The organism is Ensifer sp. 1H6 (assembly GCF_001976035.1).
GTDB lineage: Bacteria > Pseudomonadota > Alphaproteobacteria > Rhizobiales > Rhizobiaceae > Ensifer > Ensifer canadensis.
In genome coordinates this window covers 18,528-40,663 of the sequence record NZ_MOAI01000038.1, presented here as the reverse complement: position 1 = coordinate 40,663, position 22,136 = coordinate 18,528, and the positions used below count along the sequence as shown (strand labels likewise).

18 protein-coding genes and 2 pseudogenes are annotated in these 22,136 nt (G+C 62.3%); 10 read left to right on the top strand and 10 right to left on the bottom strand.

The features are described 5' to 3' along the window. Nucleotides 1-23: 23 nt before the first annotated feature. A complete protein-coding gene (locus tag BKP54_RS30405) occupies nt 24-887 on the bottom strand; it encodes a hypothetical protein (protein WP_025427544.1) in 864 nt (287 codons plus the stop codon). Further along, nucleotides 884-1,693 (bottom strand): alpha/beta fold hydrolase, encoded by an 810-nt coding sequence (locus BKP54_RS30400; protein ID WP_025427545.1) that lies wholly within the window; start codon nt 1,691-1,693, stop codon nt 884-886. The genes BKP54_RS30405 and BKP54_RS30400 overlap by 4 nt, the downstream gene beginning before the upstream one ends. 222 nt (nt 1,694-1,915) lie before the next feature. On the opposite strand from BKP54_RS30400, the pseudogene BKP54_RS30395 reads away from it, so the two are divergent. The 3 genes and pseudogenes from BKP54_RS30395 (at nt 1,916) to BKP54_RS30385 (ending at nt 4,433) form a co-directional block, all read left to right on the top strand. Further along, nucleotides 1,916-2,964, top strand: a pseudogene (locus tag BKP54_RS30395) (aldo/keto reductase). A 378-nt stretch (nt 2,965-3,342) separates the two neighbouring features. Next, nucleotides 3,343-3,747, top strand: a complete 405-nt coding sequence (locus BKP54_RS36850; protein ID WP_025427547.1) for an antitoxin Xre-like helix-turn-helix domain-containing protein — start codon at nt 3,343-3,345, stop codon at nt 3,745-3,747. Further along, nucleotides 3,744-4,433, top strand: coding sequence for an RES family NAD+ phosphorylase (locus tag BKP54_RS30385; protein ID WP_025427548.1), 690 nt, complete (start codon nt 3,744-3,746; stop codon nt 4,431-4,433). Before BKP54_RS36850 ends, BKP54_RS30385 begins: the two co-directional genes overlap by 4 nt. 493 nt (nt 4,434-4,926) lie before the next feature. On the opposite strand, the gene BKP54_RS30375 is transcribed toward BKP54_RS30385, so the two are convergent. Both BKP54_RS30375 and BKP54_RS30370 read right to left on the bottom strand, forming a co-directional pair. Next, a complete protein-coding gene (locus BKP54_RS30375) occupies nt 4,927-5,418 on the bottom strand; it encodes a hypothetical protein (protein ID WP_025427549.1) in 492 nt (163 codons plus the stop codon). A gap of 364 nt (nt 5,419-5,782) precedes the next feature. Then, entirely contained in the window at nt 5,783-6,703 is a 921-nt protein-coding gene (locus BKP54_RS30370) for a LysR family transcriptional regulator (protein WP_025427550.1), read from the bottom strand. 240 nt (nt 6,704-6,943) lie between these two features. Between BKP54_RS30370 and BKP54_RS30365 the strand changes: the two genes are divergently transcribed. The 3 genes from BKP54_RS30365 to BKP54_RS30355 all read left to right on the top strand — a co-directional run bounded on the left by BKP54_RS30365 (nt 6,944) and on the right by BKP54_RS30355 (nt 9,187). Next, nucleotides 6,944-7,354, top strand: a complete 411-nt coding sequence (locus BKP54_RS30365) for a cupin domain-containing protein (RefSeq protein ID WP_025427551.1) — start codon at nt 6,944-6,946, stop codon at nt 7,352-7,354. An 89-nt stretch (nt 7,355-7,443) separates the two neighbouring features. After that, nucleotides 7,444-8,433, top strand: a complete 990-nt coding sequence (locus BKP54_RS30360) for an aldo/keto reductase (RefSeq protein ID WP_025427552.1) — start codon at nt 7,444-7,446, stop codon at nt 8,431-8,433. Between the two features lie 13 nt (nt 8,434-8,446). Next, nucleotides 8,447-9,187, top strand: a complete 741-nt coding sequence (locus tag BKP54_RS30355) for an SDR family oxidoreductase (protein WP_025427553.1) — start codon at nt 8,447-8,449, stop codon at nt 9,185-9,187. 192 nt (nt 9,188-9,379) lie between these two features. Here BKP54_RS30355 and gcvA read toward each other — a convergent pair whose 3' ends face one another. Continuing rightward, nucleotides 9,380-10,330 (bottom strand): transcriptional regulator GcvA, encoded by a 951-nt coding sequence (gene gcvA / locus BKP54_RS30350; protein ID WP_025427554.1) that lies wholly within the window; start codon nt 10,328-10,330, stop codon nt 9,380-9,382. Between the two features lie 149 nt (nt 10,331-10,479). Between gcvA and BKP54_RS30345 the strand changes: the two genes are divergently transcribed. Beyond that, a complete protein-coding gene (locus BKP54_RS30345) occupies nt 10,480-11,862 on the top strand; it encodes an MFS transporter (RefSeq protein WP_198956887.1) in 1,383 nt (460 codons plus the stop codon). A gap of 137 nt (nt 11,863-11,999) precedes the next feature. Beyond that, on the top strand, nt 12,000-12,368 hold the full coding sequence (locus BKP54_RS30340; protein WP_025427556.1) for a DUF4180 domain-containing protein: 369 nt from the start codon (nt 12,000-12,002) through the stop codon (nt 12,366-12,368). Nucleotides 12,369-12,510: 142 nt separating this feature from the next. On the opposite strand, the gene BKP54_RS30335 is transcribed toward BKP54_RS30340, so the two are convergent. The 4 genes from BKP54_RS30335 to BKP54_RS30320 all read right to left on the bottom strand — a co-directional run bounded on the left by BKP54_RS30335 (nt 12,511) and on the right by BKP54_RS30320 (nt 18,314). Continuing rightward, complete coding sequence (locus BKP54_RS30335; RefSeq protein WP_025427557.1) at nt 12,511-13,281, bottom strand: siderophore-interacting protein; 771 nt, start codon at nt 13,279-13,281, stop codon at nt 12,511-12,513. Between the two features lie 300 nt (nt 13,282-13,581). Then, the gene (locus BKP54_RS30330) at nt 13,582-15,057 is read right to left on the bottom strand and encodes a DUF1254 domain-containing protein (RefSeq protein ID WP_025427558.1); all 1,476 of its coding nucleotides are present in this window, start codon (nt 15,055-15,057) and stop codon (nt 13,582-13,584) included. Nucleotides 15,058-15,108: 51 nt separating this feature from the next. Further along, entirely contained in the window at nt 15,109-16,599 is a 1,491-nt protein-coding gene (locus BKP54_RS30325) for a DUF1254 domain-containing protein (protein WP_038576223.1), read from the bottom strand. 485 nt (nt 16,600-17,084) lie between these two features. Beyond that, on the bottom strand, nt 17,085-18,314 hold the full coding sequence (locus tag BKP54_RS30320) for a PLP-dependent aminotransferase family protein (protein WP_057206203.1): 1,230 nt from the start codon (nt 18,312-18,314) through the stop codon (nt 17,085-17,087). Between the two features lie 337 nt (nt 18,315-18,651). Between BKP54_RS30320 and BKP54_RS30315 the strand changes: the two genes are divergently transcribed. Continuing rightward, the gene (locus BKP54_RS30315; protein ID WP_084815343.1) at nt 18,652-20,277 is read left to right on the top strand and encodes an arylsulfatase; all 1,626 of its coding nucleotides are present in this window, start codon (nt 18,652-18,654) and stop codon (nt 20,275-20,277) included. A 164-nt stretch (nt 20,278-20,441) separates the two neighbouring features. Here the strand turns inward: BKP54_RS30315 and BKP54_RS30310 are convergent, their stop codons facing one another. Continuing rightward, nucleotides 20,442-21,074 (bottom strand): glutathione S-transferase family protein, encoded by a 633-nt coding sequence (locus tag BKP54_RS30310; RefSeq protein WP_025427562.1) that lies wholly within the window; start codon nt 21,072-21,074, stop codon nt 20,442-20,444. 376 nt (nt 21,075-21,450) lie between these two features. Between BKP54_RS30310 and BKP54_RS30300 the strand changes: the two are divergent. After that, nucleotides 21,451-22,011 (top strand): annotated as a pseudogene (locus BKP54_RS30300) (class I SAM-dependent methyltransferase); the annotation flags it as partial. Nucleotides 22,012-22,136 lie beyond the last annotated feature (125 nt).

The following is a 22,136-nucleotide window of genomic DNA, read 5'->3' as shown; positions in this document are numbered from 1 at the left end:
CGCCCGCCGTCGGACGCCGCACCCTAGAATTGTGGTTGCGGCTCGGCCTGCCCGCTGCCTTCCGGGCCGCTGTCCCTCGCCTTCGCCGGCTGCAGAACCTCGAGCGTGCGCACCAGCTCCCAGGCCGCCTGAAGTTCGGTTTCAAACAGCGCGATGCTGACATCGATCGGCTCAAGCCTCGCGCGCGAAGACGGTATTTCCCGGCGGCCGATCTCGTCCTGTACCCGGTAGAGATCGGCGCGAAGCGCATCGACATTCAGTCCGAGCGAGTGCAGCACGATGTTGATCTTGCGTTGCAGGTAGCCCCGCGAACCGGCGCTGAGCTCCGAGCGCAAACCCAGGATCGACAGAAAATTGACGAGGAAGAGATAACCGTCGGCCCCGAGATCGGCCTCAGGATAGCGCGGCAAGGCGCGCAACGTCTCGGAAAAGCGTGGCCGCGAGCACAGGAAGATATCGATCCGGAACGCCGTGTCGATCAGCTCGGTCCATTCCGCTTCATCGAGCGGGCCAAGCTCACTCAGTTCATGGTCAAGGTTGAAATAGGGCATCGAGCGCCTGGCGAGGATGAGCGCCAGCCGGACGGTAGAAGGCGACATCGGCGAGCCGCGCGCGGCTTCCGCCTCCGCCAGGCGCACGATGCCGGCGTCCGGCACGCCCCGTTCGATCTCGCCCCGGCTTGCCAGATATTCGTAGCGCAGCATCGACGTCTGGAGATAGGCGAGCCAGGCAAGCCGCACCTGTCTGGATGCGGCCCAGCGCGCCAGAAGATAGCCGCTGCCGACAACGGGCAAGTTGTAGAGGCGCAGATCGTGCCGCTCGAAGCAATTGTGCTCGAAACCGGCAAAGCTCTCCAGCGACAGTTGGGGGCTTGCCACGTCGCTCACCGCAGGCACTCCTCGATGTCGTCGAGTACCCGGCGATAGCCGGCATCGCTCTTGCAGACATCCGTGTGGTTGCGACGATCAACGGTATAGAACGGCGGATCCTGCGCAAAATCGCCGGGTTCGACGATATTTTCATACTGGCCGATCGTGATCTTGGTCGCGACCAGACATCGCAGTCGGCCCCGCGCCAGCCGCGTCAACGTCCCGGCTTCGATATCCCTTATGAAGTCCGATTTAGGCCGAAGGTCTTCCAGGATCGGTGCCTTGTAGAGCAGGCCGCATCGCAGCGCCGCCAGTATCCCGTGCCCCACCATCATCCCGCCCGCGTTGTGCAGCGCGTTCGATCCCTTGTGAGCAGGCGCAAAGAGCAGAAGCTGGATGTGATCCGCATAGGCGTCGTTGGCGCGGGCGAGATCCAGCGCCACCTGCCGCATGATCGCGCCACCCAGCGAATGCGCCACCACGACGACCCGGTCGTAGATGAAGGGCTGCCGCTGCGCTCCGTAATAGATGTAGCGATTGGAAAATTCGGCCGGCTCGGCCAGCAGCTTGCGAAACAGATCGAGCACCCAGCGACTGATCACACGCGCCCGGCTGCGCACGCTGTCATAACCGAGGAAGAGAACGTCCGCAGAGGAAAAAAGCGCATCCCGCCGGATATAGGCACTGGCATTGTGCCACGTCGCCTCCGCGGCGCCGGTAAAACCGTGCAGGAAAACGACCAGCGTTCCGGGCGTATCGAGGCACCAGAAGGCCGAACTGCCCACGCCGAAATCGATCCGGCCGAGACAATAGTGATTGCTCATTGCCCGCCCTTCCAACGCCTCTCCGCCCGCCATGATACAAGGCATTGCCCGATCAAGCGATGCATCTATTATAAGTAGCATTGCGGCGCCGCACGCGCGGACGTTCTCCCGTTCGACGCGGAGCCGACGCCTCATCCGCACCGTCACCTTGTTCCGCCTCGCTCCGCCCCTAATTTGTCACCCAACAGCAAAGGCCGACACCACAGGGAAGAGGAAAGCCAGATGGAATACCGACTGCTTGGCCGCTCCGGCCTGAAAATCTCGACGATCACCATGGGAACGATGACGATCGGTGGCGGCGGCAAGTTCGCGCAGGTCGGCAATGTCGGTCTCGACGAGGCGCGCCGCTATGTCGACATGTGCCTCGATGCCGGCGTCAACCTGATCGACACCGCCGATATCTATTCCACCGGCGGCTCGGAGGAAATTATCGGCGACATCCTCGCCGGCAAGCGCAAGAACGGCGTGCTGGTTGCCACCAAGGCGCGTTTCAACATGGGGCCGGGCCGAACGACGGCGGCCTCTCCCGCCACCACCTGATTGCCGCCTGCGAAGCGAGCCTCAGGCGGTTGAAGACCGATGTCATCGATCTCTACCAAGTGCACGAATGGGACGGCCAGACGCCGCTCGAAGAAACGATGGAGGCGCTCGACACGCTCGTTCGCCACGGCAAGGTGCGCTACATCGGCTGCTCCAACTATTCCGGCTGGCACATCATGAAGGCGCTCGGCATCAGCGCGCTCGACCGCCGCCACCGCTTCGTCAGCCAGCAGATCCACTACACGCTCGAAGCCCGCGAGGCCGAATACGAACTGCTGCCGATCAGCATCGACCAGGGCCTCGGCGTGCTCGTCTGGAGCCCGCTTGCCGGCGGCCTGCTGTCGGGCAAGCACCGGCGCAACCAGACGCCGGAGGGTACCCGCCAGCTCGCCGGCTGGAACGAGCCGCCGATCCGCGACGAAGAACGGCTGTGGAAGATCGTCGACATGCTGGTAGCGATATCAGGCGAGCGCGGCGTCTCGCCAGCCCAGATCGCCCTTGCCTGGCTGATCGACCGCAAGGGCGTCACCTCCGTCATCATCGGCGGTCGCCGGGAGGAGCAGTTCCGCGACAACCTTGCCGCCGCAAGCCTCAAGCTTACCGATGAGGAGCGCGAACTGCTCGACGCCGTCAGTCTGCCGCCGGTCATCTATCCCTACTGGCACCAGCTGCGCAGCGCCAAGGACCGACTTGGCGAAGCCGATCTTTCGCTGCTGGGCCCGCATGTGTGAGAGCACGCTATTGCCAACGCGGCGAAGCGCGTTGCCCCTCATCCGGCCTGCCGGCCACCTTCTCCCCGCATGCGGGGAGAAGGAAACCCGCGGCGCCCTACCCATTCACATCGCGCCATACCAAAGCCTCCCGATCACCATGAGAGGGATCGCCGAGTTGCAACCCACTCTGTACCGCGTCCCCTCTCCCCGCCTGCGGGGAGAGGGTTAGGGTGAGGGGCCAATCTGCGACAGCAGTGAGTGGCAAAACTGCGAGAGCCCGGCGAGAACCCACCCGGCCACGCGTCGCTGTCGGACACCACACCTCCCCTTGACTTCCAGCTCAAAACCCCCATTTTATATCATATGATACGGCACGGGATTTCATAGGAGACGTTCATGCCCAGCGCACAGCCGGTTCTTGCCCCCGACCGCGACGCGGCAAGACATGAGGAAGCCGTCATCGTCAGGGCGGTGGTGAAGGCCTGCGACCTGTGGAAGCTGACCAACCGGGAAGCGTCGCAGCTCTTCGACGTGCCGATCGCCACCTGGAACCGGATGAAGGCCGGCGACTTCAAGGGCAAGCTCGACCAGGACAAGCGCATGCGTGCCAGCCTGATCGTCGGCATCTTCAAGGGCCTGCGGCTCTATTTCAACGGACCGCTGACCTATCAATGGCCAAAGGCGGTCAACACCGGGCCGGTCTTCGACGGCCAGTCGCCGGTCGACCTGATGATCGAGGGCGGCATACCCGCGATGATGAAGGTGCGCCGCTATCTCGATGGCCTGCGCGGCGGCCTATGATCGCCGAGATCGATTTTACCGATCCGGCCACCATCCGGCTGATCTCGACCGCCTATATCGACGAGCCGGCCGTCAAGCCGCTCTGCGACGACGAGGACGACATCGAGATCCTCAACCGGCTGGAGGCGCTGACATCCGCGCGGCTGAGCCCGCTGGCGCTACCCGCCGGTGTCAACCCGGCGGAGCTTCTGAACGAATCCTTCGGCTACGGCTGGTCGCTGATCAACGCCGCCTTCTGCCACGCCCGCCCGCCGGGCAACCGCTTCAACAACGAGGACCGCGGCGCCTGGTACTGCGCCTTCGGCGACACCGCGCTCGAAACCTGCCAGGCCGAGATCGTCTATCACCGCACCCGCGCGCTTGCCGACGCCGGTATGTTCCAAGACATCGGCGCCTACCGCGAGCTGATCGCCGGCTTCACCTGCCGTTTCCACGATGTCCGCGGCGAAACCGATGCTACCTATCTCGACTCCGACCCGACCCTTGCCTATCCGGCCGGTCAGGCACTCGCCGCCACTGTCTACGCGGAAGGCGGCAACGGCCTGATCTACCCCTCCGCCCGTCACCTCTCAGGCGAATGCATCGCCGTCTTCCGCCCCGCCGTCATCCAGAACATCCGCCAGGGCCAAACGATCACCTTCGAGTGGAAGGGTTCGCCCGAACCGACGATCCGGCGGGAAGGCTGAGGGTGCCGCAGCGGAGCTGCGGACGCAAAGTCATCTGTGATGCGGAAAGATCTAAATCCACTGACTGCCTAAAAACTCCCTCATTCCGGCCTTGTGCCGGAATCCAGCCAGCCCAAGTCCTTGGGCTGAAAGGTCTTTTGACCTGACAGCCGCCAAGTCGCTGGATGCCGGTACACGGCCGGAATGAGGGAGAGCAAGTCGCGCGCTCCGCCCTGAGCGGAACGGTTCGTCGGAACCAACCACTCAGCACCGGGGCTCGGGAATAGGTCGAAACGCCATCAGGCGGTAAGTTTGGAATGCCGGGAATGCGCTACTGCATGTTTCCTTAGATCCTATTCGATTTAAGGATAAAAACATGCAGCAATTCAAAGTGCTACAGCGACCTTTGCGCGTCTAATAAGACGCGCGGCGCTGTAGCAACGCACGCGACATCATCAATGCGCAGATGCACCACGCTCCCGCTCGCGGTCCATTCGAGCTTGTCAGGGCGTGATTACTGAGCGGCCTGGCAAGCCCTCAGGGCCTTGAAGGCTGCGTCGGTTCCGGCCAATTTTACGACAATGGGATTGCCGCCCTGGGGCGTAATCGTCACAGCCTTCTTCTTGGCCAGGTCATAGATGAAGTCAGCATTGTTGACCCATACGAACGCGCCGCGATAGCCGTCTATGGCTTGGCCCTTCGCCTCGCCGCTGAACTGCTGGCCATCGACATCGAACAGGACCGCAAGCTTTTCGTTTGCAGCAACATTAGCATCAGCTTTGGTGTAGAGCGCCATGTAGCCACGCAGCGCGGCCGTTGCATCGATGCCCATCTGAACTTGTGTACCGTCTGCGTTTGATTTTGTGATCAAGCATCCTGGCCCCATGTTGTCCTTCACGAGAATGTCCCAGCCGGCTTCTGAACCGTATTTGGTCTGGGCCATCACACCGGTTGCAAGGAGGGTCGAGAACGCCAGCGTCAGTCCAATTGCAATCTCCGTTTTCATAGCAATCTCCTTATGTTTAACAGGAATTACCAAGCCAAGCGCGGAAGGACGCCGTTTATAGCAGCGCCCAACAGGCTGCGCTGCAACGGCTTCAACACGAGTTTGCGCGCAGGAGAAAAGCGAGCAACTGCGGCTTTCTAATGGAAACGGGCGAAATACTATCGGCGCTGTCGCCTGGATTGCACCGGCAATCAAATAATTCGGTGGATTAACCCTTCATTAATCTTGGAATCGCCGAAAAATTGATAACGTGAACGTGGCTGCTTGCTTTTGGGCACCGCTGCCAATCGTAAGGCATTGAGGCAACCTTAGGGCGTCCGGCAACGGGCGCTCTTTGCGTGTAGCTCTTGAAAAGTTTCAACGATCACGCCTGCTGGAATGACTTGTGACGCGGACCCCGATACCGCAGCGCGTCGGCAATCAATGCAAATGCGGGCGACGTTTGCCGGCGGCTCGGGTAATAGAGGTGGTAGCCGGCAAAGGGCGGGCACCAATCTTCCAGAACCTGCACCAGCTGGCCCGAGGCGAGATAGGGCGCGACGGCATCTTCAGGCAGGTAGGTCAGGCCCAGCCCGCCAAGGGCCGCGTTCAGCCTGAGCGCGATGTTGTTGAAGACGAGTTGGCCCTCGACCCGCACCTTCACCTCGCGGCCTTGCCTCTCGAATTCCCAGGCATAGATGCCGCCATGGGTCGGCAGGCGCAAGTTGATGCAATTGTGCTCCGTCAGGTCCTGCGGCATTAGCGGCATTTTCCGTGTGGCGAAATAGGCGGGTGCGCCGACCACCGCCATGCGCATGTCGGGCCCGATGCGCACGGCGATCATGTCCTTGGCCACCTGCTCGCCGAGGCGCACGCCGGCGTCGTAGCGCTCCGAGACGATATCGGTCAGGCCGTAGTCGACGATCACCTCGACATGAACATCCGGATAATCAGGCAAGAGCCGCTCCAGCGCCGGCCAGAGGATGCGATCGGCCGCATGCTCGCCGGCGGTGATGCGGATCGTACCCGCCGGCTTGTCGCGAAACGCGCTGAGCGCTGCCAGTTCCTGGTCGATCTCATCCAGGCGCGGCCCAATCGACACCAGCAGCCGCTCGCCAGCTTCGGTCGGCGAGACGCTGCGGGTCGTGCGCGTCAGGAGCCTCAAGCCCAGCCGCGCCTCGAGCCCGCGGATGGTGTGGCTCAGCGCCGACTGTGAGACCCCGAGCTGCGCTGCCGCCTTCGTAAAGCTCCGTTCCCTTGCTACAGCAAGGAAGGCGATGAGGTCATTGATCGGCTGGCGCGGCATTCATGAATTCCCCTCATAAGCTCGTGCGATATTTACCATCTAATCCTGATCAATCCCACGCCCTAAATTGCTGCTGCATGTTTCCTGAGATCCTATTCAATCTAGGGATAAAAACACGCAGCAATTCAAAGTGTTACAGCGACCTTTGCGCGTCCAATAAGGCGCGCGGCGCTGTAGTGACGACAGCGACGACGTCAGGCCCGACCACGGCCGCGTCGCCATTTGCAAAGGATCGACGCCATGAACATCAAACGAAGCGGCTCGCAGCCCTCGGCCAAGGGACCGGCGGATTATTTCACCGGCACGGTGCGCATCGATGCCCCCTTCAACGGCTCGTCCCCTGCCCGCGTCGGTGGCGCCACCGTCACGTTCGAGCCCGCCGCCCGCACCGCCTGGCACACCCATCCGCTCGGCCAGACACTGATCGTCCTATCCGGCCTTGGCCGCGTCCAGCGCGAAGGCGGTCCGGTCGAGGAAATCCGCCCCGGTGATATCGTCTGGTTCGAACCGGGCGAGAAGCATTGGCACGGCGCCTCGCCTTCCGCCGCCATGACCCATGTCGCGATCGCCGAAGCCCTCGACGGCAAGGTCGTCGACTGGATGGAGAAGGTCAGCGATGCGGACTATGGCGCCGAAATCAGGGCCGACTGATCGCCATCTCCCGGAGCGCCCTCGCCAGCCCGGCCGTGTGCGCCATTTCTAGCCCAAAGACATCATCATTCGAGACAAGGAAAAGCCCCATGGAAAAGCGCACACTCGGCAAAAGCGGCCTTGAAGTCTCCGCCCTCGGCCTCGGCTGCATGGGCCTCAGCTACGGCTATGGCCCGGCAACGGAGAAGCAAGCGGCAATCGCCCTCATCCGCACCGCGTTCGAGCGCGGCGTCACCTTCTTCGACACCGCCGAGGCCTATGGCCCCTACCAAAACGAAGAACTGCTCGGCGAGGCGCTCGCGCCGATGCGCAACAAGGTGGTGATCGCCACCAAGTTCGGTTTCGACTTTGACAACCAAGGTGGCCAGAGCGGCATGAACAGCCGGCCGGATCAGATCCGCAAGGTCGCCGATGCGGCACTGAAGCGCCTGAAGACGGACGTCATCGACCTCTTCTACCAGCATCGTGTCGATCCCAATGTGCCGATCGAGGACGTGGCCGGCACGGTGCAGCGGCTGATCAGCGAAGGCAAGGTCAGGCATTTCGGCCTTTCCGAAGCCGGCGCCGAGACCATCCGCAAGGCCCATGCGGAACAGAAGGTCGCTGCACTCCAGAGCGAGTATTCGCTGTGGTGGCGCGAACCGGAGGCCGAAATCCTGCCGCTGCTCGAAGAGCTCGGCATCGGCTTCGTACCCTTCAGCCCGCTCGGCAAGGGGTTCCTGACCGGCGCCATCAACGCCGACACCACCTTCGACGCCAAGGATTTCCGCAATGTCGTGCCGCGCTTCACGCCGGAGGCGCGCAAGGCCAATCAGGCGCTGGTCGATCTCCTGGGCCAGATCGCTGCCCGCAAGGGAAAAACGCCGGCGCAGGTAGCACTCGCCTGGCTGCTGGCGCAACAGCCTTGGATCGTGCCGATCCCCGGCACCACCAAGCTGCCCCGGCTCGAGGAAAACATCGGCGCCGCGGCCGTACGGCTGACCTCGGACGATCGCGGCGAAATCGACGATGCGCTCGCCAAGGTCACCATCGAGGGCGATCGTTATCCGGCCCACCTGCAGGCGCGCGTCGGCCGCTGAAGAAGAGGCAACAATGACAGAGAATATCAAGGACAAGGTGGTCGTCATCACCGGCGCCAGCAGCGGCCTTGGCGAAGCGACGGTGCGGCGGCTTGCCGGTGACGGCGCCAGGCTGGTGCTGGGCGCGCGCCGCATCGACCGGCTGCGGGCGCTTGCCGACGAGCTATCGCTCGGCAAGCAAGCTGCCGTTCAGACCGACGTAACGTCGTTCGAGGAGGTCAAGCGCCTGGTCGATCACGCCGTCCGGCTCCATGGCCGCATCGACGTCATGCTCAACAATGCCGGGCTGATGCCGCACTCGCCATTGGAGCGCTGCAAGGTCGAGGATTGGGACCGCACCATCGACGTCAACCTCAAGGGCGTGCTCTACGGCATCGGTGCTGCACTTCCTCACATGAAGCAGCAGAAGAGCGGCCACATCATCAACGTCTCCTCGGTCGCCGGCCACAAGGTCGGCCCCGGCGGTGCCGTCTATGCCGCCACCAAACACGCCGTACGCGTGATTTCCGAGGGGCTGCGGCAGGAGGTGAAACCCTACAATATCCGCACCACCATCATCTCGCCGGGGGCGGTCGCGACCGAACTGCCCGACAGCGTCACCGAGACTGATGTCGCCGAGAATGTCCGCGCGCTCTACGAGCGTATCGCCATCCCCGCCGACAGCTTTGCCCGCGCCGTGGTCTACGCCATGAGCCAGCCGGAGGATGTCGACATCAACGAGATCCTGTTCCGGCCGACCAGCCAGGAATATTGAAGCCGCGGGAGGGTGGCGCCTTGCCGCCCTCCTCTCGTGATCCCTTCGATCGCGCAAGCTGCTTCCTGCGCAAATACCGCTACAACGACCTCGGCAGCAAGACGCCGCGCCTCTCGACGAGACGCGGCGTTTTTCTTTTGCGGGTGGCGCAACGAGGAGAACCGGGCGAAAGCACCTGTCGAGGCAGCAGCGTCAGCCGGCTGCTACGGAGGCAATTGCCGCCGGTTTCGCTCCCTGGCCAACCTCGCCCAGCATCCAGTCGCAAAACGCCAGAACCCGCGGATCCTGGCCAGAGCTTTCGGGATAGACGAGGTGATAGGCATAGTCCTCGGCGACGCTGACGCCGATGTCGAACAGCTGCACCAGCCGTCCCTCGGCAAGTTCGTTGCGGATCATCGCGAGATCGACAAGGCCGACAGCGCCACCATCGATAACGGCCTCGACCACATGGCTGGTGTCGGTAAAGGCCACGCATCGGCTGTCGTCGAAATCATCGATGCCGGCAGCCGCCATCCACATGCGCCAGTTCGGCCACAGCATGCCTTCGGTATAGCATTCGACATGGCAAAGCGTCTGAGCGAAGAGATCGCGTGGCGTCTTCGGCCGTCCGCTGGCAGCGATCAGCTTCGGGCTGCAGACCGGGGCGATCACCGCCTCGAACAGGCGCTCAGACCGCGTCTGCGCATAACGGCCGGAGCCGAAGCGGATGGCGATATCGACATCGTCGGCGTCGAAATCCCTGACCTCGTCGCTGATGTCGAATGTCAGCTCGATCGTCGGGTTGGCGGCACGAAATTGCGACAGCCGCGGCAACAGCCAGTTGGTGGCAAAACGCGGGCTGAGCGACACGCGCAACTGCTGGGCGCCGCGCGCCATCCGGCGCGCACGGCCGACCGCCCGCTGCAGCGTCTCGAGCGCCTGGACCGCTGCCTCGAACACCACGGCGCCGGCCGGCGTCAGCTGGATGCTGCGGCTGGTGCGGGTGAACAGCACGAGGCCGAGTTGATCCTCGATTTCCTTGATCTGGTAGCTGACCGCCGCCGGCGTCAGCCCGACTTCGTCGGCCGCACGGGTGAAATTGAGATGGCGACCGGCAGCCTCGAAGGTTCTGAGCGCGCGGGTTCCTGGCAGCATTCGGCTCATGGATCTTCAAGCTCCATTTAACAATGCATCGAGAACTACTTGTTTTTCAATGAGCGATCAATCGGTGATGATCGAAAGCATTGATGATCGAAGCCATCGGGACCGCAGATTTCCGTCTCGCGGCGCCCAAATTTCCATGGAGTGAACATATGTCAGTTGGCTTGACCCCGAGCGATGGGCGGGCAGATAGCGCTGCCCTTGCGCCCGGTCAGAACGACGCGCTGCATTGGCCGGCGCGCCTTTGGGTAGCGCTCTTCATCTTCAGCGGGGTGATCCTGCTCGACGGGCTCGATATCTCGATGATTGCCGTAGCGATCCCCGAAATCCAGCATGAGTTCGGTATCAGTGCAGCCACCGCACAATGGCTGGTCAGCGCCTATATCCTCGCCTTCGGCGGCTTCCTGCTTCTGGGCGGGCGCTGTGCGGATCTGTTCGGCCGCAGGCGTGTGTTGGTCGTCGGGCTCGGTGTCTTTGCCGTGGTGTCGCTGTTCGGCATGGTCACCAACGACCCGATCCTTTTGATCGTTTCGCGCTTCATCAAGGGCATGACCGCAGGTTTCACCGGACCGGCGGCCATGTCGTTGCTGACCACGACCTTCCCGGAAGGCCCCCACCGCAACAAGGCTTTCGGCATCTTCAACCTCTTCGAGGCTTCGGGCTACTCCTCCGGCCTGCTCGTCGGCGGGCTGCTCGCCGGGCTGGACTGGCGCTACATCTTCGTGCTGCCGGCGCCGATCGCGGTGCTGTTGATGCTGGCTGCTTTGCGCTTCCTGCCGCCGGATGCGCCGCGCGCCGAGCGCCTGCGGCCGGATGTCGGCGGCGCGGTCACCCTCGTCGCCGGCATGCTGCTGCTCGTCTTCACCGTCGCCTCGACGGCCGATGCCGGCTGGACCTCGCTGCGCACGACCGGTGGCCTTGCGCTCTCCGCCCTGCTGCTCATCACTTTCCTGCTGATCGAGCACCATGTCGAGCAGCCGCTGATCCGGCTCGGCATCTTTCGCAACCGCGGCCTAGTAGCCGCCAATGTCAGCGCCGCCCTGCTCTATGGCGGCGCGATGGGCTTTCAATTCCTGATCGCTCTCTATCTGCAGAACCTCCAGGGTTGGAAACCGATACATATGGCTTTGATGCTCCTGCCGGCCGGTCTCATGGTGGTCATCCTCGGGCCGAAACTGGGGGCATTGATGAACCGTTTCGGCGTCCGTCGCGTGTTGATGGTTGGACTTGTGGCCTTCGTGCCCTGCTATCTCCTGATGCTGCGGATCGGCCCGACGCCTGACCTGTGGACCGTATTGCTGCCGGCATCGCTGCTCTGGGGCATTGGCTTTGCGCTCAGCATCTCGGCGCTGATGGTCGTCGGGACCAGTGGTGTCGCAGACGAGGAACAGGGGCTGGCCGCCGGACTGCTCAACAGCTCGCTGCAGGTCGGCGCGCCTGCGGACTTGCCGTCGTCACCGCCGCGATCATGCCCGGCACGCAACTCGCCATGCTCTATCCCGGCGTCATCGTCATCCTGGCCTTTGCTATCCTGACGCTGCTGGCGCAATTGATCCATCGCCGCCGCTGAGGAGGCCGGCGCCGGCGCCGACCCGATCAACGGTCGGTCGCCGGCGACTACGTGTAAGGCATAATCTTGCAACCTCCGTCTTTCCTCGCTATGCCCTTCGCCATGGAACAGCTCGTCGAAATCGGAAATACGCGTGTTCTCAGATGCGCAGACGAAGGCGGCCTGCTGCGGGTCGCAGGCGACGCCAATGATTTTCTTGGCGATGCCTGGGCCCATAGTGCCGATATGCTCGCGATCCCGGTCACGCGCCTCGGCCCGGATTTCCTCAACCTCAGCACGCGCGTCGCCGGCGAGGTCTTCCAGAAGTTCGTGAACTACCGCATGAAATGCGCCATCGTCGGCGATATCTCTGGGGCGCTTGAAAGCAGCAAGGCGCTTGGCGACTTCGTTCGCGAAACCAACAAGGGCAATGCGCTCTGGTTTGTGCACGATTTCGATGCGCTTCGCCTCAAGCTCGCCAGCGCCGCCTGACCCAGCTTTCCCGAATGCATGTCGCGCAAAAATGCGCTGCGGTTTTGCAATGACGACATGTGAAAAACCCGGAACTTAAAGCGCGGCAAGCACACCCCGGAGCTCGCGGCGCGCTTCAAGCGAACGGCCCGCCCCGTGGCGGTTACTCAAACTTCTCCGTGCTATCCGCCTTGCCCTTGACCCAATATCCCGATGCCTTGATCCAGGAGAGCGGATAGCCACGTTCCTCGGTGAGATGCGCGCGGATCGCCCGCGTCACCGAGGCTTCGGCCGCGACCCAGACGAAAGTGTTGGGCTCGATGACGACAGAGCTAAGGATGGCGAGAAGCGCCGAGGCGTCGGTCGCCTGATGCAAGGGGCGATAGACCCAGTGGCACGTCAGGTCGGCCTTCGTCTCGAACGCCTGTTGCTCGGCAGCGTCAGCGACGGCGGCAATGCTGGTGATACGGGCGCCGGCAGTGGCCTCCTCGATCCGCCGACCGATCGCCGGCAGCGCTGTCTCGTCGCCGATCAGCAGCCAGCGCTCGACGTTGGAAATAACCGCCGAGCCGCGTGGGCCGCCGACGCTCAAGCCATCGCCCGGGCGCGCGTTCATTGCCCACTCCGTGATCGGCCCGGCCTCGTGCAGCGCGAAATCAAGCACCAGCGTGCGGGCGGCGGCATCGTAGCGGCGCGGCGTATAGTCCCGCCGCTCCTCCGTGCCCTCGGCTGAAGGCACCAGGATCTTGACGTGATCATCGGCGCCAAGGCTGACGAAATCGGCAAGGTCATCGCCAGAGAGCGTGATGCGCAGCATGCCGGGCGTGATCCGCTCGACATCGGTAACAGTGAGCGTGCGTCGCTTGAGATCGTGACGCACACGCTCGATCCTTGGGGTGGAAGCACTGTGGAAAGAGGGTTGGCTGTTGTCCATCTGTATCCTCTGGGGGCTCGCAAATCTCGATCCGCAGGACACAGTCGCGCAGATCGAAACATGAGAGCCGTTCGATCATACGCGTTGAGTGACGTTAACGCTTACGTGGCCGGACAGCGCCCGACCATTTCGCCCGTTGTAGCCGACATGCCGCCCTTCTGCAACGCGTTCTGAACGCGCTACCAAGAGCGACAGCGCCTCTAGAGCGTTCGGACCAAACGGCGTCGCCGAAACGCTCTATCTGTTTGTTTTTGCGCATTTCCCGACGGAAAACCGCTTCGCACTTTTCCTGGAAAGGCTCTATCCCGCCTTGTCGACCGCCGGCGGCGTCCATGTGCCGTCGACAACCGTCGGCTTTGGCCAGTAGGCGCGGATGTAGAGCGAGAAATCCCCGTCCTCCGGCGCCGGCAGCCAGTTGTCGCGAAGGTCCTCCTTCGGCGGCTCGGACTGGACGTAGATCGTCAATGATCCATCGGCATTGTATTTCAGTGACTTGTTCTTGGTGCCGAGAGAATAGCGCTTGATATCGTTCGGCTCGAAGAAGTGGTGCTCGTTGTAGAGCGTCAACGACCAGAATCCATTGACCGCAGGTGCTTCGCCCTTGGCAAAGGTCACGGTGTAGCTGTTCTTGCCGTTCAGGCGTGCGCTCGCCTGATCGAGATCCTGGTAGAAATACTTGGTCTCGGATGGCGCGTTGACGAAGATGTTCGACTTGGCGACGGCCGTACGGGTGTAATAGTCCGTGCCGAACGCCGCGTTGTTCGACGTCGTCGTCCAATTGTGCGTCAAGGGCAGGCCGTAGTTGCGGAACTGGAACAGCGGCTTGACCAGCCGCTCCTCTGCCTCCACAGCCGCCTCGTCCACCGCTTTGCGAATAGCCGGGTCGGCCTTGGCCGCTTCAGCGACCGCAAGCACCTGGGCGTAGCGCGCCTCTTCGCCCGGCAAGGGCGGCGCATCGGCGAGAACCAGCGGCAACTCGTCGATGAATTTCTCCGGCACCACCCATTGCGTTTCCGCCGATCCGTCACCGGAGGCCGGCACCTTCTTGACCGTGCTCCAGTCGACCGACTTCATCGTGCCGTCGAATTCCGACAACGGATAGAGCGTGATGCCCTTCAGCACCTCCTGGATGGCTGCCTTGTCCTCAGGCGTATCGTCCTGGAAGACGCGCGGAATGACGTTGGCGGTGTTGGTCGAGGCGCGGAAAACCTTGGTGATGCCCTTGGGAACCTCCCCCTGCCAGTTCGGCCCGACGAGCAGGTAGAATCCCGGCTGCGTGCCATACATCTTGCCGAGTTGGGCAAAGCTGTCGGTCCTGAGGTCGACGACCTGATAGACCCAGAAGCGATCCTTGAAGTCTGGGACCTGAATGACAACCGGCGATTGGTCGAGCCCCAGCAGCCCTGCGCCATAGACCACGTCCTGGTTCGGGCAGGCCACCAGCCGCTCATCCGGCTCGATATAGTCCGTCAGCATCGTCAGGCTGTTGATCGGCGCCATCGGGGCGGCACCGGAATAGATCCGCTGCGGAATCTTGGAAAAGGCCAGCCGCCGATTGAACATGTTGACCATCGGCCATGCCCAGAAATAGGCATCGCTGACGACGAGCTTTGCATAGTCGGCGGTGATCCGCGTGCCTGAAACCGGGCCGGCGGGCATGGAGGTGGCCCAGGCGGGCGAGATCCGTACCGGTTCTGCCGCTGCTTGGCGAACAGCAAGGATCGCGGCAATCGCGGTCACGGCCAGGATCGGGCGATGGGTTGTGGTGGTGACCATAAGAAATTCCCAGGGAAATGAAGCGACGGGCGCCGATTGGCAGACCGTGGATTACTTGACCTTCTCCAGATCGCCGGGCTTCCAGCTCTTGTCGAAGAAGGCCTTGGTCGGGCCGTAGAGGCGCAGGATCGTGAAGAAGCCCTGGTCGGGAATCGTGGCGATCCAGTTCTTCCCCTCACCCGGCGACTTCGGCCCGAAATAGATATCGGTCGAGCCGTCGGCATTCTGGACCGGCTTGTCCATGGTGTTGAGCGAGGGGAACGGCTGGCCGTTGTCAAGGCCCGATCCGGTGACCGGATCGTAGACCGTCACCGACCAGAAGATCTTGGCCGGGATATCCTTGGGCAGGGTCAGCTTGTAGTTCACGTCGCCCGAGAGATAGTCGCCGTCGGCGTCCCTGAAGGCATTGGGATATTTGGCGCCGACATTCTCCATGTTGATCGCCATGCCCGGGCTGGTCGAATAGGCATAGGTGAAGAAGCTGGAGCGGGCATCAAGCTGGTTGTAGCTGTCGGCGGTGAAATCGGCATTGGTCGAAAACGGGTTCAGCCACTGTCGGTCCTCGTAATATCTCAACGAGGTCGGCCCATAGCCTAGGCCATGCGCCATGCGCGAGGCGGTCTTGGCCGCATCGTCGAGCAGCTTGCGCATCTCTTCGTCGGGCGCAAACGCCTGCCCCTTGATGATGCCGAGATCGGCGGCCATGCCGCGCATCTCGAAATCCTTGGGGTCGACATATTCGTGCTCGACGAAGCGCGCCAGCATGTCGAAGGCCGCGCCATCCTGCGGATAGAGCATGTTGACCGCCACGCCTGAGGCATCGGGGAACTCCATCTTCTTCGCCGTCGCCTCCTTGCCGAGCGGATAGATGCGGGTCTGTTCCATCACCTTCACCGGCTCTTCCAGTTGCTTCGGGTCCTTGAAGAAGCCGCGCCAGAAGACGAAGACGCCATAGGTTCCGGAGCGATAGGTGAAGTAGCCGTCGGGAATTCCGCCCTCATAGTCCGGCGGCAGGATCAGATACTTTCCGCCCTTGCCCTGGTCCGGTCCGGGCAGCCCGACATCACCCGCCCATTTGCGTCCGCCGATCTCGCCTTCAGACGGGATCGGCCGCTGGAAGAAATCGTCGAGGATCCCCTGAAGTCCGGGCGGAACCTCGATCACCATCGGCCCGTCTTGCTTGAGGTCGAGATAGCCGAGCCCATAGATCACATCGGAATTGGGCGTGGTGATCAGCGTCTTGGCATCAAGCCGCTTCTTGAAGATCGGCAGGACATTGTAGCCTTTGCCGAATTTGGCCTCCGAGCCTTCCTTCATGCCGTACATGTTGAGCGCCGGCAGCGCCCAGAGATAGGTCTGCACCGCCCGCTGGAAGATCAACTCTTTCTGCAGCGCGGTGACGCTGTCCGGCGACAGATATCCCTTGGTGTAGGGCGCGCGCGCCAGATCGCGCGCGTCGGCAGCGACAGTGGTTGAGGTCATCGTCGAAAGGGCGAGAAGGCCCGCAGTCAGGCCAGTAGCTAGAATAGTGTATCGTGGCATCGTCCGCTCCTGGAATGCTCGATCACAAGATCACATCGATGGAGATGACAGAAGAACGTAACAGTTACGATGGCGGCGTAACGACAGATTCAGGGCGGGCGGGGCCAATCGCGGCCAGCCAAAGCGTGTCCCGCTAAACAGCATTCCTGTGCCGTCACCAGCCCGGCCGTTTCCGCTCCGCTCAAAGCGGAAGAGACACCACAAAGCTCAGCAAATTCAGGCGGGATTGCTGACAAGCCATGCATTGTCCTCGACAGATCGCTGGGACGGCCTAGCGAGGAACCCTCACTCCTGTGCTTGTCACAGGAGTCCAGTCAGTCCAAGTCCTTGGACGGAAAGGTCTTTCGATCCGACAGACGTCGGATCGCTGGATCCCCGTCACAAGGGCGAGGATGAGGAAGAGTGAGGGGCTCTTCCCATCAAATCAAAAAAGGCGCGCCCGTTTCCGCGGACGCGCCTCTCTAGGAGAAACCGGGTGGCTACCGTCAGGCCGCCAGTGCCGCGGCTTCGCCGCGCACGAGATCGCTGAGACGGCGGATGCCCTCTTCGATCATCTTGTCGTTGGCGCAGGAGAAGGAAACGCGCAGCGTGTTCTCGCCCGAACCGTCGGCAAAGAAGGCGCGGCCGGGCACGAAGGCGACCTTGGCCGTCTCCAGCGATTTCGCCAGAAGCGCCGTTCCGTCCATGCCCTTGGGCAGCGTCACCCAGACGAACATGCCGCCTTCCGGCTTGGTCCAGGTCACGCCATCGGGCATGTACTTTTCAAGGGCTGCCAGCATGGCGCTGCGGCGGTGCTTGTAGACCCTGTGGATCTTGGCGACCTGCGCGTCGAAACCACGCTCGGCAACCGTGCAGATCGCCATCTGGTTGATGGTCGAGGAATGCAGGTCGGCCGCCTGCTTCAAGAGAACGAGCTTGCGGATCACCGTTTCCGAGGCGCAGACCCAGCCGACGCGCAGACCCGGCGCCAGCGTCTTGGAGAACGAACCGCAATAGACGGTGCGGGTGTGGTTGATGTCGCCCTTGCGGGCGATTTCCAACGCCAGGATCGGCGGGATCGCCTCGCCGTCGTAGCGCAGCGACTGGTAGGCGGCGTCTTCGATAACGGCAATGTCGAGCTCTTCGGCAAGGTCGAGCACCCGTTCGCGCCCTGCCCGGTCCACCGTCTCGCCCGTCGGGTTGGAGAAGTCGGCCGAGAGATAGGCGAACTTGACGCGGCCGCCGGCGGCTTTCGCGGCCTCGGCATAGGCCGCAGGCGTGCGGTTGCCGCCCGGGTTCAGCTGGTCATAATGCGGCTCATAGGCGTTGAACGCCTGCAGCGCGCCGAGATACGTCGGCCAGGTCACGAGCGCCGTGTCGTTGGGCGACAGGAACAGCTTGCCGATATAGTCGAGGCCCTGCTGCGAACCCGAGGTGATGAAAATGTTGTCGACACCGGCTGGAATGCCGATCTTTTCCATCTGCTTGGCGAGCCATTCACGCAGCGGCTTGTAGCCTTCGCTGACGGAATACTGCAGCGCAGCGCTGACGGCGGGGCCGGAGAAGATCTCCGCATATGCGTCCTTGAACTCCACATCCGGAAACAGCTCGGGATCGGGAATGCCACCGGCAAACGAGATGATGTCGGGGCGGTCGAGCAGTTTCAACAGTTCGCGGATTTCCGAGGCGCGCATCCTGCTGGCGCGCGTCGCGAATATATGGTCCCAGTCGAGCATTGGGTCGTTTCCTCAAGGATTATTGGAGCGGGGCAGCGCCTCCAGGCTTCGTCCCGCAATCATTCTCATTGTGCTTCGACAGGATCACGGCGGCTAATTTATGTCAATGTTATTGACCTAAATCGGCTTCAATTTCTGCCTCACGCCATCTCACTTGACGTCAATTGAGTGACGGAGCGTAACCCACCGTTCCACCGAACGAGACTGGCCTTCGTAGCCCTGATGTTACTGTTACATCCTTGTCCGCCTCACGCACGGGGCGCAGACTTCCGTTCGTCCACCGATTGCAGACCCAGGCAGCATTTCCGACCCTTCAACGACGTGGAGTAAAGACGCCATGAGCACGCATCCCGACGACGATCAGCAGCAGAACGGACATCCCCTTGGCGTCAGCCGGCGCAATCTTCTGCTTGCCGGCAGTGCGCTTGCGGCAGCGGCGCTGACCACGTCAGGTGGGGCGACGCCGGCCGTCGCGCAGCAATCCGCCCAACCCGCCGCCGCAGGCGCCAAACCGAACATCCTCATGATCATGGGCGACGATATCGGCTGGTTCAACCCGAGCATCTACAACCGCGGCATGATGGGTTACCGCACGCCCAATATCGACCGCATCGGCAATGAAGGCGCTGTCTTCACCGACTGGTATGGCGAGCAGAGCTGCACCGCCGGCCGCGCCGCCTTCATCACCGGCCAGTCGCCGATCCGCACCGGCCTCACCAAGGTCGGCCTGCCCGGCGCCGATGTCGGCCTGCAGCCGGAGGACCCGACGGTCGCCGAATTCCTTAAGGCGCAAGGATATTCGACCGGCCAGTTCGGCAAGAACCACCTGGGCGACAAGGACGAATTCCTGCCGACCAATCATGGCTTTGACGAATTCTTCGGCAACCTCTACCATCTCAACGCCGAGGAAGAGCCTGAGAACCCCGACTATCCGAAGAGCCCCGAGTTCCGCAAACGCTTCGGCCCGCGCGGCGTCATCCACTCCTATGCCGATGGCCGGATCGAAGACACCGGTCCCCTGACGAAGAAACGCATGGAAACGGTCGACGGCGAGTTTCTGGTCGCAGCGCTCGATTTCATCGATCGGCAGAACAATGCCCAGAAACCGTGGTTCTGCTACTTCAACTCCACGCGCATGCACGTTAACACCCACCTGAAACCCGAGTCCGCAGGCAAGACCGGCAAGGGCGTCTATGCCGATGGCATGGTCGAACATGATGGCATGGTCGGCGAACTCCTGAAGAAGCTCGACGATCTCGGCCTCGTCGAAAACACCATCGTCATCTACACCACCGACAACGGCGCCGAAGTGATGACCTGGCCGGATGGCGGCAACACCCCGTTCCGCGGCGAAAAGGCGACCAATTGGGAAGGCGGCTACCGCGTGCCGACCTGCATCCGCTGGCCTGGTGTGATCAAGCCGAACACCGTCTACAACGACATGTTCTCGCACTACGATTTCATCCCGACCTTCTGCGCGGCCGCGGGAGAGCCGGATATCGTCGCCAAATGCAAGGCCGGCTACGAGGCGGGTACCAAGACCTTCAAGGTGCATCTCGACGGCAACAACCTCATGCCCTTCTTCCGCGGCGAGGTGAAGGACGGGCCGCGGCGCGAATTCCTCTATTGGAACGACGACGGCGAACTGGTCGCCGTGCGCTTCCAGGACTGGAAGGTCGTGTTCAAGGCACAGGAAAGCACCGGCATCGGCGTCTGGCGCGACGAGTTCACCACGCTCCGCGTGCCCAAGCTGTTCAACCTGAGGGCCGATCCATTCGAGCGCGGCGACGAGTCGATCGAATACGAATCCTGGTACTTCGCCCGAGCCTTCGTGGTGGTGCCGTCGCAGGCGATCGTGGCGAATTGGCTGTCGAGCTTCCAGGAGTTCCCGATCCGCCAGACGCCGGCAAGCTTCAACCTCGACGACGTGATGAACAAGCTGTCCGCTTCCGGCAGCAAATAGCGCCGGGTCATGAGGTCCGGGCCTTCGGGTCCGGGCCTCCTGCCCTGCGAACACCGCTACAGCGCCGCCCGTCAAATATGACGCGCAAAGAACGCTGTAACGCTTTAAACTTGCTGCATAATTTCATCCTTAAATCGAATCCGATTTAAGGGATTATGCAGCAATCAGCCCGCAGCCTCGAGGCTTGCAAGAGCGTCGGCGATCCGCGGCGGCGCCTTGGCGCGCGCATACATTCGCTCGAGATAGGCCTTGAGATTGGGGAACCCGTCGATCAGCCCGACCTCATTGCCCCAGTCGATGACATAGACGGTGACGCAATCGGCGATGCTGATGCGGTCGCCGATGACGAACGTACGCCCGTCCATGTGACGCTCGAGCACCTCAGCCATCGCCACAAACTCCTCCTTGGCAAGCGCAATGTCCTCGGGCAGACGCTTGTCTTCGGGGTATAGGAATGTGTGCTTGGCGATCCGCCATAGCGGCTGCTCCAGCTCGGTGACGGCAAACAGCGTCCAGCGATAGGCCTGCGCCCGCTCGTTCAAGTCGGTGGGCATCAGCCCCTTGTCGGCGTATTTCTCGGCCAGATAGAACACGATCGCGGCGGATTCCGTCAGCACCAGGTCTCCGTCGACCAGTACCGGAACCTTTCCGGCGGGGTTGAGGCGCAGAAAATCGGGGTGACGGTTTTCGCCGCCCAGCAGGTTGACCGGCACGAACTCGAAGTCCGCATCAAGCTCCTGAAGCGCCCAAAGGGCACGAAGCGAACGTGTCGGACCCAATCCATAGAGTTTCATCATCTTGGCTTTCCTCGATTTCAATCAGCCTGCAGCGTCGCTGCACTGTCAAAACGGCGGCCCCGAATGGCTGATCTCATGTTTGCGCACATTCCCTGCATCGAATTTCACATCGGTTTTGGGCGGCTTCGCTATTTTTCTCCAAGCCCTGAGGGCGGCTTCGGATTCCCACAGTTCCATCATGTTAACACGGGAAGGATCGACGGAGTCTTCGCTGATCGACAGGTCGAGGCAGCCTACAGCGCCGCGCGTCTTATTAGATGCGCAAAGGTCGCTGTAGCACTTTGAATTGCCACATGTTTTTATCCTTAAATCGAATAGGATTTAAGGAAACATGCAGTAAGAGGAATACCAAGTGACGAGCACACGCGACGATACCATGGCCTTCTACCGCGACAACGCCGAGACTTATGCGGCACGCGACCGTCAACCGCCGACGGATCGTCTCGCCGCCTTCATCGCCCGGCTTTCGCCCGGTGCCGCTGTGCTCGATCTCGGCTGCGGTGGCGGCCACGACAGCCTGCATCTGATCGAGGCAGGGCTCGAAGTCACGCCCTGCGACGGATCTGCGGAACTGGCGCGCGCGGCAGAGCGGCGGATCGGCCGCAAGGTCGAGATCGTCACCTTTCAGGACATCGAGTGGAGCCAGAGGTTCGACGCCATCTGGGCGGAAGCCTCGCTGTTGCACGTGCCGCGCACCGAATTGCCTGACGTGCTGGTGCGGGTGCACAGGGCCTTGCGGCCGGGCGGCCTGCTGCAGGCGAGTTTCAAGGCGGGCGAACGGGAAGGCCACGACCGCTTCGGCCGTTACTTCAACTATCCCTCGGCAGCCTGGCTCCGGACCTGTTTCGAATGGGCCGGATGGTCGAACATCCACATCGAAGAAGCGGACGGCGGCGGCTACGACAACCAGCCGACCCGCTGGCTGCATGTGACGGCCACGGCTGACCACGCAACGCCTCGAAGCGGGCTGCTTCCCTCCTGCGCACGCAGACGGACACTCCGCGCGTCGGTCAGCACCATCGATCGAAAAATGAAAGGACCACGCGTTCAGGAGGACTGTAC